Source organism: Mucilaginibacter sp. PAMB04274, from assembly GCF_039634385.2.
Taxonomy (GTDB): domain Bacteria; phylum Bacteroidota; class Bacteroidia; order Sphingobacteriales; family Sphingobacteriaceae; genus Mucilaginibacter.
On the sequence record NZ_CP155081.2, the window covers coordinates 1,669,625 to 1,683,059 of the forward strand.

Annotated in this window: 11 protein-coding genes; 5 read left to right on the top strand and 6 right to left on the bottom strand. The window is 43.4% G+C overall.

Annotated features, from left to right (window positions below; translation table 11 throughout):
* Positions 1 to 167 precede the first annotated feature (167 nt).
* Complete coding sequence (locus ABDD95_RS07025) at positions 168 to 326, bottom strand: hypothetical protein (protein ID WP_345951198.1); 159 nt, start codon at positions 324 to 326, stop codon at positions 168 to 170.
* A 629-nt stretch (positions 327 to 955) separates the two neighbouring features.
* Between ABDD95_RS07025 and ABDD95_RS07030 the strand changes: the two genes are divergently transcribed.
* The 4 genes from ABDD95_RS07030 to ABDD95_RS07045 all read left to right on the top strand — a co-directional run bounded on the left by ABDD95_RS07030 (position 956) and on the right by ABDD95_RS07045 (position 3,952).
* Entirely contained in the window at positions 956 to 1,516 is a 561-nt protein-coding gene (locus tag ABDD95_RS07030) for a cyclic nucleotide-binding domain-containing protein (protein ID WP_345951199.1), read from the top strand.
* 256 nt (positions 1,517 to 1,772) lie between these two features.
* Positions 1,773 to 3,155 carry a protein kinase gene (locus tag ABDD95_RS07035; protein ID WP_345951200.1) on the top strand — a complete coding sequence of 461 codons (1,383 nt, stop codon included), beginning with the start codon at positions 1,773 to 1,775 and terminating at the stop codon, positions 3,153 to 3,155.
* Positions 3,130 to 3,573, top strand: a complete 444-nt coding sequence (locus tag ABDD95_RS07040; RefSeq protein WP_345951201.1) for a MauE/DoxX family redox-associated membrane protein — start codon at positions 3,130 to 3,132, stop codon at positions 3,571 to 3,573. Before ABDD95_RS07035 ends, ABDD95_RS07040 begins: the two co-directional genes overlap by 26 nt.
* 76 nt (positions 3,574 to 3,649) lie before the next feature.
* Positions 3,650 to 3,952 carry a hypothetical protein gene (locus ABDD95_RS07045; protein WP_345951202.1) on the top strand — a complete coding sequence of 101 codons (303 nt, stop codon included), beginning with the start codon at positions 3,650 to 3,652 and terminating at the stop codon, positions 3,950 to 3,952.
* Between the two features lie 36 nt (positions 3,953 to 3,988).
* Here the strand turns inward: ABDD95_RS07045 and ABDD95_RS07050 are convergent, their stop codons facing one another.
* From ABDD95_RS07050 to ABDD95_RS07070, 5 genes are all read right to left on the bottom strand, one after another.
* Positions 3,989 to 5,548, bottom strand: a complete 1,560-nt coding sequence (locus tag ABDD95_RS07050) for a TlpA disulfide reductase family protein (protein WP_345951203.1) — start codon at positions 5,546 to 5,548, stop codon at positions 3,989 to 3,991.
* A gap of 9 nt (positions 5,549 to 5,557) precedes the next feature.
* Entirely contained in the window at positions 5,558 to 6,895 is a 1,338-nt protein-coding gene (locus ABDD95_RS07055; RefSeq protein ID WP_345951204.1) for a RagB/SusD family nutrient uptake outer membrane protein, read from the bottom strand.
* Positions 6,896 to 6,969: 74 nt separating this feature from the next.
* Positions 6,970 to 10,548 carry a SusC/RagA family TonB-linked outer membrane protein gene (locus tag ABDD95_RS07060; protein ID WP_345951205.1) on the bottom strand — a complete coding sequence of 1,193 codons (3,579 nt, stop codon included), beginning with the start codon at positions 10,546 to 10,548 and terminating at the stop codon, positions 6,970 to 6,972.
* Between the two features lie 192 nt (positions 10,549 to 10,740).
* Entirely contained in the window at positions 10,741 to 11,898 is a 1,158-nt protein-coding gene (locus tag ABDD95_RS07065; RefSeq protein ID WP_345951206.1) for a FecR domain-containing protein, read from the bottom strand.
* Positions 11,895 to 12,368, bottom strand: a complete 474-nt coding sequence (locus ABDD95_RS07070) for a sigma-70 family RNA polymerase sigma factor (protein WP_345951207.1) — start codon at positions 12,366 to 12,368, stop codon at positions 11,895 to 11,897. Before ABDD95_RS07070 ends, ABDD95_RS07065 begins: the two co-directional genes overlap by 4 nt.
* A gap of 683 nt (positions 12,369 to 13,051) precedes the next feature.
* On the opposite strand from ABDD95_RS07070, the gene ABDD95_RS07075 reads away from it, so the two are divergent.
* On the top strand, positions 13,052 to 13,288 hold the full coding sequence (locus ABDD95_RS07075; protein ID WP_345951208.1) for a hypothetical protein: 237 nt from the start codon (positions 13,052 to 13,054) through the stop codon (positions 13,286 to 13,288).
* Positions 13,289 to 13,435: the final 147 nt, after the last annotated feature.

Genomic DNA, 13,435 nt, shown 5'->3' on the forward strand with positions numbered 1-13,435 from the left:
CTACTTCCCAGGCACCTGCTTGCTAACCCGACAACTGGTTCCATGATGACAGCATTAAGCTTTCTTCGTTTGGCAAACCGGTTTACTAGTTGGCTGAAAAACAAATCTTCCTGGTAGCCGCAGATTGAATCCGCATTCTAGAAAATGATTTTCTTTTACAGCTGCAATTATGGACTGTCCCTCGTCCTGCATTTGTGGTAAAGTAGCTTTACTGTTTGCGGATGCCTTTTGAACCCGATGTTGTATTCGGCTTTGTTTTTAAGCTCAGCTACTTCACGGCGCATTTTCTGAGCCAGTGTTTTCAGTTTCTGTATTGCGTTCCTCACACAAGTACCTGCCGTTTTATTTTCTTTGTAGAAAAGCAGCGAAAATGGCTTCCATTGCAGGGAACACCTATTTGATTTGATCAAATGTGTCCATCTATGACCGTATTAAAAAGGTCTAGGATAGGCGAAAATCTGCTAGCAAGCGGGAAGAGTATCCAACATATCAGCCATTTCATACCAATAATTATCACCTTCGAAATATTTCCTTTGTGAAATTCTATGCGTTTTTTTATCCCGTATTGAGTGCTTTGTAGCCCGAAAACTGATTGGTAATCAAGCTTCTTTCAGCCACAGTCCCAAACTGCTATCTTTTCTGTAGTGAAGTACTGCGAGTTCTTCAGTAAAAACATTTGACTAAAGTTACTGATAATGAGCTTTTTATAAGTATATCCCATTGTTTTTGTTAGATATCCTGGTATCGTTTTTGGGAAAAACAAGAAGTGTGGGTCTCGAATTCAATATATAGCTAACAATAACAGTAAGGAAGCCTTACAACTTAAATAGATAATTTTGTACGGAAGCAAAAGGTGGTTCCTTTATTTTAATATACGCTACGCTATTTGTCTTGAAAAACTATGCTCCGATTTTCGCAAATCAATCGGTTTAAAAATCTTTAGCTAAGTTCTATTATGGTTTATCCAAATCAATCCCGGTATTCTGATCACTTTACGAAATATCTCTGGTCTATTGCTTATCCGGAATATTATTCCAAGGATACTGTTTTACTTCGGCCAAGTGATGTAAATAATCGAATTTGGTACATCCGGAGTGGTCTTGCCAAGATTTTTCATTTTTCTGAGGACCATAGGATGAACAAACGGCCAGTTATTGATTGTTTTCTTGCAGACGGCGATTTTATCTGCGCAGTAGATAGCTTTTTTGGCAAAGAACCCAATCGGCATTATGTGCAGTTATTAGCCGATAGCAGTTTGTCCGTTATTACCTATGCGCAACTTGAAGCGACTCGGAAACTGTTTCCCGAAACAACTCAGTTTGAGAGGGAGATTATATTGGGCTTTAAACAACGGTCGGATTTTCGAAGCTATCTGCTGAGCTTGCCTGCGCAGCTTCGTGATGAAACATTTAGTCGTCTATTCGATACAAGTCGCCTGCAACAACAAGATATCGTATCCTACCTTAACGTATCCAGATCCCACTACAGCCGTACGAGAAGTGCCCGGTCATCTTAAAAGTATCCTGTTCAAATTTTGAAGGCATACCTATAGTGATATTTTCCACATACCACTTTTCGGGCCAAATAGCATTGCATCCTTGCGGAGAAGATTAACAACAAGTGATGACCTCTTCGAACGTCTGCTTTAAGAGCAGCGTATGTCCGCTGTGAGCATTGCCATTGTTTCAATTGAGACACTCGGAGCTGCCCCGGAAGGTGCTTTATTTCAGTTTGTTTAATAGGCGTTATAGTTTTGTATAAAGCGATGGCGTATGGCACAGACCTATTTCTACCAGCTTGTTTCCTACAAACCGTTATTGAAGCAGGCACGATTAAATTTCAGGGAGGATGAAAAATGCCTAGTAGTGGGCAGCATCAAGCCCCACAATGGATGGGCTTTAATCATATCCTGCAAAACAAAAAGTACCCCTGATCTTCTCCAAAAAGTTCTTCCTTATTTGAAAAGCTCGGAGTGTGCGTTCCGAATTATAAAAGACCAGACGCACCAATACAGGCTTAATTCAGGAACCTATGGTGAAGAAGAAATTGGTAAAGCAATCATCGTCTTTCCTGATACATTAGAATTGGCTCTTGAAATAGCGGTGGAATTAGCTGACTTAAGTAGGGGCTACCAGGGACCGGTGGTGCCTGCAGCATTACGAATCGGAGAAATATTGTATGTTCAGAAAGTATTTCTCGGCGATGGAGTTATGCATTTGGGAAAACCAGACAAAAAGGGCTTTCCTTTTGCAATCCCGAAAATCTATAAGAAGGAAGCTAACCGGCCGAAAATTCTTGGCGGGTGCTACCTCCCGGTACAAGAAATGAGAACAAGTCCTAAGGGAGCAGTTTATAAAGCTGTGAACTTGCGAATGATGGCTTTCAACTGGTGCCTGATAAAAGAAGGGAGGCCCATGATCTTTGATGATCATTTTGACCGGGATATGAAAGACAGGTTGTTGTGGCAAAAGGAGGTGGTTCTTCAGATTCACGATCACATCAAAACACCAGGCTTCATTGATTATATCGAAAGAGGAGACAAAGCCTACCTGGTATTGGACTTTGCAGAAGGCGAGTCCCTGGGCCATCACGTGCGTTCTGCATTACAGGGCCGGGAATGGCGTTCTCTTGACAGGGCAAACCAGGAAAGAATGGTTCGATGGTTTCTGGAAGCTGTTCTGCTGACAGAGCAAATCCACAATCTTGGAATGATACACCGGGACATTACAGACAGTAATTTCATCGTTCTGCAGGACGATAGCCTGTGCATTATAGACTTTGAGCTAAGCTATTCCCGATTGGAGACAAAACCTGACCCTCCGTTTCTTCTTGGAACGTTTGGGTATGTGTCACCGCAACAACTGGAGTATCAGGAACCTGACACAGGTGATGATGTTTATTCGCTAGGCGCGCTGCTCGCGTTTGTACTGACGGGTGTCCAGCCACACGTATTGCTTTCTGCAAATCTTCAGACTCTCCGTACCAAGCTTTTACGCTTAACCGGTAGTGTAGTATTAGTTGATGCCGTAATAAAATGCTTGAAGGCAACAAGGCAGCAACGCTGTAGAATTGACGATATAAAACAGGCAATCCAACATTATTTGACAATTTCAAGCAAGCATAATGACTATGAAAATCATGTATTGGCTATATGAAGGCTGTGTTCACCTTTTGGCATTACTTTTCCTTTTTACAGCAACCAATAAAATCCTGGATTGGAACCATTTCGTCCGCCAGATGAACAATCAGGTTTTCTCCAAGTCATTGTCTGCCGTTCTGGTAGTGGCGGTGCCCTTTGTGGAATTTTTGGCGGTTTTTCTCCTTATGAAAGTAAAGACACGTATGCTCGGACTACGGCTATCCTTAGTCTTGATGACTGCTTTCACGATGTATATCGGATTGATCATCTTGCAGATCTTTCCGAGAGTACCCTGTTCCTGTGCCGGTGTATTCAATCAAATGAGCTGGCACCAACATTTCCTGTTTAACATTGCATTTACTGCCCTTGCCGCAGCAGGTATATTCATTAAAGTAAAGCTCGAAAGGGCCAGTACAGAGGTACTGACACTATAAGATATTCTATGCGCATCGAATCAGGAGAAGCCGAAAACCTGTATCAGAGTAGGCACTAATTCAAAAATTCGCTATTATGTTAAACAACAAGAAAAGCCTTTTACAAAGGGCTCGTATCGCCATGTTGGCGATAGTTACCATCGTGGGCATCAGCGGCGCATTCGCCATGACGCCGCGGAATTCAGCCGCACTGCAAACTTGGGGTGTATTGCAGACCAATGCATCAACGTATGTAGTAACTGCGGTGACCGCAGGCTCTACATGTAACGTTAGCTCAAGAATTTGTGAGGTTCGTTCAGACGCAACTCCAAACCCGATGACCAAAGAAATACCGATCGCGGGGGCTGAGTTAGTCCAAAATGGTGCCTTCCAGAAGTAGGCGGAACAGGTGGGAATACAACAGTATTCCCACCTGTTATTTCGCACTCCTTATGGACGCAATAATCGCTGAAGCTGAACGAAGGATGTGGTCTGCTTTAAGTATACGTTGATCTTTTCCTATCAATACAGGCCGAGGGTAGCCAAATACACCATACCTTTTAATAACATCGTGGTTGGTTCCTGCTCCATCAGTGTACAGATTAATGACGTCCGAGGAGGTATATTGCCTTGCCTGTATGCTTTTTACCCATAGGGCTTTTGATCGGTCAATACTAATCGTCAAAAAGACGACCGAGGTGTCGTTTTTAAAATATTCTTCCACTTTGGACAGTTCATTGCGATAAAAATACAGGCAGTTACCACAACCGGTATACCAAAAGTCTATAAGAACTACTTTTCCTCGAAAATCTGAAAGCCGTATGTGTCTGCCATCTTTATCGGGTAAGTCGAAATCAAAAGCTGGTGCACCCGGCCCAAAAGTAAGGGAGTTGAGATAGTTTTTGTAATCTCCTTCCTCGGCAAGCATAGCCGCTTCATGTAAATTGCCGATTGCGCCAGGATGAGTATGCGATAAATAGGCAAAGTATTGAACCAGTAATTGATCTCGCAATAACCCCGGCTTCTCAGACCTGATCTTTGCAAATAGGCTGTCCCGATAATCAAAAGTGCCGGTTAATATTGCATGAATGCATTTTTTATAATATTCCGCCTGCGGATAATCCATGGAATAACGTAGTATACCGGGTGGAAGAATAGACTGAGCAGCATGAAATGCGGAATCGTATCGACTTTGAAATGCTTTACGTTCCGTATCGCTGTAATTCCGCAGCGCTTTCTCCTGCGTACGGGTGATAAGATAGGCTTCGTCTTTTTTCGCCTTGAACGTTGCATGCGCTATAAGGAAGAGATAGTCCGATTGTGAAAGATGGTTTTTGTGGTTTTCCAAGAAACGCTTACTGTCGGCAATGATTTTATTTTCATAGTTCTCAACAAGGTAAGTGTGCTTTTCACCGGTAAAAGGAGAAAGGCGGACATGATAGTCAATCGAGTCCACGCCATACCATAAGTTCTGCGTTTCTGCACCTTTTCCCGAAAAGCGTAAGGAAAAATTGTGCCGGTATCCCCGCCGCGGTTCGAAGTTGCCTTTTTTGCTAACTTGAAGAACCAAATTATCTCCGTTTTTAAACGCATAATAGGTCAGGATCTCTTCTCCTACAAATGATTCCTGAGAAATAGCGTTGGTGTCTTTTCTTTCGCTCTGACGCTTCAGGCGAGCCAGTATAACATGGGTATAAGGTGATCTACCCGCAGGCATTATGAAGTCAAAAGCCCCGTCTTTGCCTTTGACGGATTTAATGCCCATCTTCTCCTCGAAAAAATTATTGGTAAGTATTTTCTGAACATTGTCGGTACTAAAAAGGATTAGGGTATCCTCAGTTGTCGTATTTGGATAGAAAACCTTTAGCCTTATTGCTTTCTGGTCTGTGTGGTTAATTTTTATCCGGGACTGTCCCATACTAAAATTCGCGTGGCCAATGCACAACGTCAGCACTAGGCAGGCGTTTGCAATTGAGATTAGATTCTGTTGTTTCATCTTTAAAACTTAGCGGCTATTTTGTGGAAGATTATTGAGCTGTAGTTCGTCGTCTGGTAACGGATATACATACCGTGGATCATTGGGGAGCAGAATGTATTCGTTATTTCTATACAAGCGGCGCAATGTGCTTTGTGTCTCAGTTTGCCGATTTAATCGCTTCAGATCCTCCCATCGGAGTTGTGCCGTAAAAGGCATTTCCTTACGACGCTCCAGTATAATCCGATTCAGAATTGCGCCTTTATTAGCCAGGCTCACGGGCAAGTAAGCAGTCTTCGTGTACCGGTTACGCAACAGCAGGTTAAGATTATCTAATGCGCCTGTGATATCTTCCCGGCGAGCAAGGCATTCCGCTTTGATGAGTAATAATTCGTTGACAGCTATACCACAGAAATAATAGGCGTTAGCTGAGTAGGAGCCTTTAAACCGATAATATCCGGTGGTTCCATCAGCAGTAAAGAAAGCCGCTTTCCGCAGGTCACCCGCTTCGTAGGACTGATACAAATCAGGGGAGATGCGTCCTCTTCCACTCAGGGTAGTTAGGGTGTAACCAAGACCCCATGCATGAAAGATGACCTCGGGATTTCCTTTGGCCAACGTTGGAAATGGGTTGGCTGTAGTTAGGGTCAGCGTGTTAAAGTCTATGAGTGAACTGTTATCTAGCAATGCGTTATTCACATAATTCAGTGCCTGATCATAGTCTCCTTTTGAAAAATACACTTTAGCCAGTAAGGCTTGAGCTGCTGTAGATGACGGGCGGGTTTTATAAAGCGGCACCTTAGGCAGCAGTACAACGGATGATTTCAGGTCGTTCAGAATCTGATCATAAGTGGCTTGTAGCGTCGAACGGCCCACCCTGACGTTAACGTCGGATGTAAGCCGTAACGGGATACCAAGATCAGTTGCTGCACTTTCGGGGGTATAAGTTTTGCAATACAGTTGCGCTAACTCATAAAACGCGTATGCCCTGAAGAATAACGCGGATCCCTTAATGTTACTGACGGCTTGCGATTGTTCATCAGCACTTAGGGCATTCAAGCCATCAAGAACAATGTTAGCGTACTCAACCACTTGATAGGGGTATTGCCATTCCGCTGCGGTTGTTCCCTGGTAAATATCTTTGTTCCATAAATAAGCATTACGGACGGTCTGATCTGCAGCATCCAGGTAAGTATCCGGCGCATACAGATTATCGGTTCCGATTAGGCCGATAATAGAACTATATCCGTTCATAACCTGATTGTTATCCAAGACGGCCTGGAAATCTTCAAGTGTTTTGGGCGTCACGTCTGTCTTGTTGCGCTTGATGTCCAGATATTCATCTTGTTTTTTGCAGGCTGTCATCATAACAATCAAGCAGATATAACAAACCGTTATCAGGCTGATTTTTTTCATATGATACTTATTCATGATATGTTTGATTATAAGTGAGCATTAAGTCCAAAGGATATGGAAAATGGGTTCGGCAGGAGGTGAGACTGAAAAGTCGGCAGGCCCGGGTCCAGACCGTATTTATTTGCCCGCCATATAACGCCGAGATTTGTCGCATAGGCAAATAACTGAAGTGATTTAAACGGCAGTTTTGCCCATTCCGTCCTTTGAAACTCATATCCTAACCGGAGGTCCAGTAGTCTGATGTTCGAAGCATCGGCAACCAGCGCTTCTGAGTACTGGTAAAACAGGTTGCGGTTGTTGTTGGCAGGGTAAGCTAATGAAGGTACATTCGTGTGTAGCTCATCTCCAGTTTTTGTCCAGCGTGCAGCATAATCAGCGTGCTGGCCGTAAGGAGCACTAATCAGGTCCTGAAGGTTGGTGCTCACCGAATTTCGGCGAAAGACATACCCGAACTGATAGCCTACGTTCGCTGATAAGGTGAAATTATGATAGCTGAAATCGTTCCGTAGTGAACCGTAAACTTTCGGCCGGGCTGGTCCGTTATAAACCAGGCTGTCCGGCCGGAAATTATTGATGATGGCGGCATAGTCCTTGGAAACCTTTCCGTTTAAATATCCCATGGGATCACCATTGATGGGGTCAAGGCCCGCCCATTTATAGCTGTAAATTCCATACAGTGAGCGACCGACAGAAGGAATCCCACCACCTGGATTTTGCCGGATCGTTGCGTTATTATAGGTGATATTGTAATTTTTTACTTCATCGTGCAGCGTGCTGGCGAGAATTGTTGCTATCCACTTTAAACGGTTACTCAATACTTTATAGGCAAGGGTGACATCAAATCCAGTTGTCACTGTACTTGCTGCGTTTCCGATAAAAGAAGAAAATCCGGACGATGGGAAAAGCGGGATGTTCTGAATGAGATCCTGCCCGTCCTTTCGATAATATTCGATGGTGCCAGCAAGCCGGCTTTTTGCTGTGGCAAAGTCCAACCCGAGGTTGATGTTTCTCACTTTCTCCCATCTGAGTTCCGGATTGGGTGCGGTCAGGTTGGTGATCTGCTGCGCACCGGTGAGAGAATTCGTGGAGTAGGTGCCTGTTACATAAGCTGAGCCATTATAGACGTTGCCATTGTAACCATAAGTTGCCCGCAACTTTAATCTCGGCAACCATTCAACCGAATAGAAATCTTCTCTGTCAATGTCATAGGCAATACCAGCCGACCATAACGGTGTAATCTTGTCATTGGTTCTAACACCAAACAGGTTAGCACCGTCCTTGCGTCCGCTTAAAGTTGCCGTGTACTTTTGATTAAAAGTATAAGCTACATTTGCAAAATAGGAAATGAAACGGTTTGTACTGGTTCGCACGGCATTGTCAGGTCTTGGTAGTTGCGCATATCCATAGGGGCTGATCTGATAAAAGTCAACGTAATTTAAAGCACCTGCTGCAGTTCCGAATTCGTCATCGTAGCCGATGCTGTTGCGGTTATAACCTGAAGCAACGACCTGCCGGATCTCTGCGCCCGCCAAAGCTGTGACTTGATGACGGTCTCCGAAATTCCGGTTGAAGTTTAGAAGTATCCTGCCATTTTGAGAGACAAGTTCATTATCACTCAGATCCAGAAAACCTCCTGCGGGTGCTTGATGGGTGACAACTTTCGTAACAGGGTCAATAAGGGTGAATTGATTGTAGAATTTTCTGGCAGCATAACTATCCGCGGACTGGTAATTTCTTAGCAACGCCACTTGCCGCTCGCGTCCATATTGTATGTCCACATTCAGGTCAGGAGTGAACTTATATTTTGCTGATGCTCTCAAAAGCAAGGAATTCACTTTGGTTGTATTATCAGCCAGTTGCAACTCGTCAAGTGGAAAATAATACCAGTTCAGGAAGCCGTTGCTTACAGCGTCGTTGATGTAAGAGGCCCGGTAGTCTTTGGTAACAGCTAACGACCTGCCGGAAGGATCAGCCAGCCTTGCATAAGGATAGATGTTGCTTACTGGCCCTCCGACGGCGATACTGCCCATACTTAGACTGTTGTTCAGTGCGGTTGTGTTTTCACTATAGTTGATGGCTGCCGTTAATTCCAGGTTTTGAACAGGGTTATAAACATTCGTCGCATTGAGGGTAAAACGGTTAAACCCGTTCCTTTGCAAATTGTCCTGATTATTATCATAGCCTACCGAAAACGAATACCGGTTCATCGTGTTGCCGCCTCGAAGCCCCAGGGAATATTGTTGTTTGACGGCTTTCCGGTAGACATACTTCTGCAAGTCATTCCGGATGTCATAGCTGCGAACATTGCTTATACGCGTGTCGGCTTCCGCTGCTGATAGCAGTCCTTTCTTTTGTTGGTCCAGGATATCAACGACAAGAGATAACGGCGGTAGGTTCTGGGCGTCGTTGAGGTAACTGTCAAAATATCCTTTCTTGAACAGATCGGTTTCTACATTTATATAATCTGAGGCGGATAGATAATTCCGGTCATAAAACAAATTGGGCTTATTTTGCAGGGTAACTACAGCGTTCCATTCCACACTCAGGGGCTGGTTTGAGCGTCCCTTTTTTGTTGTGATGACAATAACCCCGTTGCCTGAACGGGCACCCCAAATACTAGCTGCTGCTGCATCCTTCAGTACGGTTATGCTTTCGATATCATTCGGGTTAATATTGCTGATGTTTCCTTCATAGGGGAAATTGTCCAATACGATCAAGGGGTCTCGACCCACGTTGTTAGATAATGTACTTTCTCCCCGAATGTTGATTCCCAGCAGGCGATTGGCCGGACTTGTCGAAATATTGTTCAGGGCTGCTCCATTAAAGCGTATGCCACTGGCAACACCATTTAGACGATCCAAAATATTAGAGCTGGTACTGCGGCTAACAAGTTTACTATCAATCTGATCGAAAGATCCAGTGGCTCTTTCCTTTGGCAGTGTCTGGTAACCGGTTGATACCACGTTCACTTCGTTCAGCAAGAAAGCATTGCTTTGGAGCGTTACCGTTAGATATTCGTTACCGTTAACAACAATATCCTTGGTATGGTAGCCAACGATGCTGAATTGGAGAATGGTGCTATCTGAGATGTCTTCAACGTGGAACTCTCCGTTGCTGTCCGTTGTAGTTAACACAGCCCCGCCTTTTACCTGGATGGTCACAGCGGACAAGGGGGAGTTGTTGGAATTGATGACACGGCCCTTCAAAGGGTGGTACTGATCGCTGGAGCGTTCTGAAGTCGGTGCTTTGAATTCTGCAGACGCAAACTTGATGACGATACGGTCATCTATATCTTCGTAAGTCAGGTTCAGCGGTCGTAACAAGTCATGCAGCACTTTGGTAACGGCCTTGTCCTTTACGTGGATGGTGACTGCTTTAGTGGTCATTCCCTTTAAGTCGCTGTAGATGAATGAAATATGTGCCTGGCTTGCAATCAGGTCAAGCGTTTGCTTCAGCGTTTTCCTGTCGACGTCCAGGGATATCCGCTGATTTAAATCTTGTGACCGCACAGGTGGTCTGATGAAGGCCAGGTTTAGGATACAGCTTACCATCGCAGTCATGACAATGAGCTTGATCCTTAATTTAAAAAGGGCATTTTCGAGCATAGTGTTGATTGTTTAGGGGTTTGAAGAGGAACTTGTTTTATGTTTTAGGGTAAGTCAATCAGGGAATAAACTTGACAGAAAAGGCACTAGCGGTCCTGTAAAGCAAATAATTTGTTTTTTGCAGTTAAATCGTGATGGTATAAAATAAGCTTATAGGGCAGCAGAAGCGCCAGTCAGAATTACTTGAGACTACTATCGTTCATCACATCCCCCTTCTAAGATATACTGGCCTTCTTTCTCCAAAACGTTCGCGCCTATGGCGGTGGAAAGCTGACGCAGGACGATTGAAATTGGTCTTGTTGTATTGAACTCTCCATAGCACAAGCAAGAGAACGAAGGCTTTTGCATGATGATGTGCGTATCGTAATATCGGTTGAGATCCGCAACAACTTCAGTTATCGGTGTCCCATTATAGCTTAGGATTCCGTTTCTTTTTTGTAGAACAGGCTTAGTATCTGGCACTTCGCTCGCGATTAGAGATGGTCTGTGAGGTGTGAAAACAACCTGTTGGTTTGGCCTTAGAATCACTTGTGATAGCTTCTTTGAAGCGGCAGACAAGTGAGCCACTTTAACCACGCCAGTGACCACCGTCACGGTGTAATCTTTTCCCTTTAAGTATGATTTGACATTGAAAGATGTACCAACAACTTCTGTTTGCATGGCGCCGCTGTGAACAATGAAGGGATGCCTTTTGTCTTTGGCGACTTCGAAAAAAGCTTCGCCGTCCAGCGTGACTTCTCGAAAACTACTTATTAACTGATCGGTATATTGCAGGGTGCTGGACGGGCTAAGCCATATCTTCGTGCCATCAAATAGTGTTATCATTTTCTTTTGCCCGGTACGGGTGACCAGAGTTTTTGTGGATTGCTTTAGCTTGGCTGTATAGTTATCAGTAAAGTGCCGGTAAAATAGAAAAAGGGTAACAGATCCAACAAAGAGCCATAATGCAGCTACCTTGAACCATGTGCTCTGTAGTTTCTTTATAACTTTACTTGCAGGGGATTTGGATGAAAGACGCGGGGAGTGGATTTCATTTAACAATGTCGTTTTTACTATCGCAACTGCTTTCTTTTCACCTTCGATGTCTTCTGCTTTGGGCACATCGCCGCTGAATTCTGCTGTTACTAGCGAGAAGAAATGGTCGTCGTTCTCCTTTTGGTTGATCAGCTCGAAGAGTTGCTGAATTTCATCAGCAGAACACCGTTGTGCGATATACTTCTTGAAGAGGAAGGTTAATTGTTCTTGATCTTTCACTGGTGCTTTTTTACCTAAAACACGCTTGGATATAAAATCAATGGTTGATAAGGAAATTTTTTTGGTTTGCTGAGCGGATGGGGTAGAGTGAATCAATGGTCGATAAGATGGAGGACAACTACAATCACAGTCATGCTGTAATTAGCCCAAAAATATTGCTTGATCGCTTTATTTGCCTTGACAACGTGTTCGTTTATTGTTGCATTGGAGATGCCTAAGGTATTACTTACCTCATCATAGCTTTTACCTTCCAATTTGCATAGCGTAAATACTTTCTTTCGTTGAGTTGGCAAATGATCGATGGCCTGCCGTAATAACGCCTGTGTTTCTTCGTCGATGAGCGTGTCTTCGATGTTGGTTACGTGATCAACTGTAGTCAGAATGAGTTGGCTGATGAGGCGCTGGTCTTGCGCAATCTTTCGAAAATGGTTGTAGGCCAATCTACTTGCCATTTTGTACAGGTAGGGTTGCAAAGGTTTCTCTACATTCAATTCGGTGCGCTTAGTCCATAATTTTAGAAACAAGTCTTGTAAGAGTTCCTTGGCCACATCTTCGTCCTTAATCAAGTGAAGTAAATTACGGTATAATGGTCTACTGTAATAATCATAGATTACAACAAAGGCCTTGTCACTGCCGCGCTGCAATTCGTGAAGAAGGAGTGAGGTATTTATATTTTTAGCTGCCATCAGAGGTTATGTTTGAGCCTCTGATTACCGCCGATTAATCTTCAATTTGATTATAATAGGGCCGGTAACTCGTCATATCCGATGTCCTAAGGCTCTGGTAAGCCTCTCACTTCTTGCGAAATGATTCCCCCATGGACATAAGCGAGCCCCGGCCCTATCACATGTATAGGGTGGAAGCTCAACTTACGCTCGCGGGAAAAAATTTACCAGATTTTAGGGCGAGGCTCGTTCTAGCAGCTTTATTATTTGAAACTGCTAAGTTATAAAATGTTACTTAACTGACCGTGTGTGCCATTTTTATTTCTCAATTAAATAGCTTGTAGAGTATTATTCACGTCGTATGAATAATGTATTGCTAATTTAAGTTAAATATTTGTATATGGCTAATAAATGTTTCCAAAATGGGAATATTTATATCAGTGTTGGTAATATTCCATTGTTTTAAGTGCCGTGCTACTGATTTTTGGTTAGGAACTCTCAGCATGGTAAAAATTAACTCTGATAGACTACTTAATACGATTGCATCCATAAAAGCCCGATTTGAAACTGGATCGATACATAGTATGAATGACCTAACTGAGCTGTATGTCACTGGAATGTTAGCTGCTTTGGGAATGGGATATGATAGCTTTGTCAAGAAATGTGCAGCACCCGAGAAATTCCTTATTGAAGATCTGATTAAGCTCTCTCAGGTGTTGGAGGTTGATATTAATTTAATTTTGGCTTTGGTAGTTAAACAGGCATCTAAGAATGTCAAACAAAGAAATATCAGTCATCTTTTAGCACAGAGAAATAAATAGTAATAAATCACGGATTTGAAGCAACCTGCGAAATCAGACGTATGTTTCCATAGCTTTGTGTCCAAAATATCTTTTAATATTTTACCCCTGATGTAATTTGATTAGTCGAACCGCAATCCAACTTATTTACAGTTCCAAGCTCGACAA

Bases quoted from the DNA above. Each gene is read 5' to 3' on its own strand.
- ABDD95_RS07035 (WP_345951200.1), top strand. From the start codon at position 1,773: ATGGCACAGACCTATTTCTACCAGCTTGTTTCCTACAAACCGTTATTG.
- ABDD95_RS07030 (WP_345951199.1), top strand. From the start codon at position 956: ATGGTTTATCCAAATCAATCCCGGTATTCTGATCACTTTACGAAATAT.
- ABDD95_RS07055 (WP_345951204.1), bottom strand. From the start codon at position 6,895: ATGATGACAGCCTGCAAAAAACAAGATGAATATCTGGACATCAAGCGC.
- ABDD95_RS07050 (WP_345951203.1), bottom strand. From the start codon at position 5,548: ATGAAACAACAGAATCTAATCTCAATTGCAAACGCCTGCCTAGTGCTG.
- ABDD95_RS07075 (WP_345951208.1), top strand. From the start codon at position 13,052: ATGAATGACCTAACTGAGCTGTATGTCACTGGAATGTTAGCTGCTTTG.
- ABDD95_RS07045 (WP_345951202.1), top strand. From the start codon at position 3,650: ATGTTAAACAACAAGAAAAGCCTTTTACAAAGGGCTCGTATCGCCATG.
- ABDD95_RS07040 (WP_345951201.1), top strand. From the start codon at position 3,130: ATGAAAATCATGTATTGGCTATATGAAGGCTGTGTTCACCTTTTGGCA.
- ABDD95_RS07060 (WP_345951205.1), bottom strand. From the start codon at position 10,548: ATGCTCGAAAATGCCCTTTTTAAATTAAGGATCAAGCTCATTGTCATG.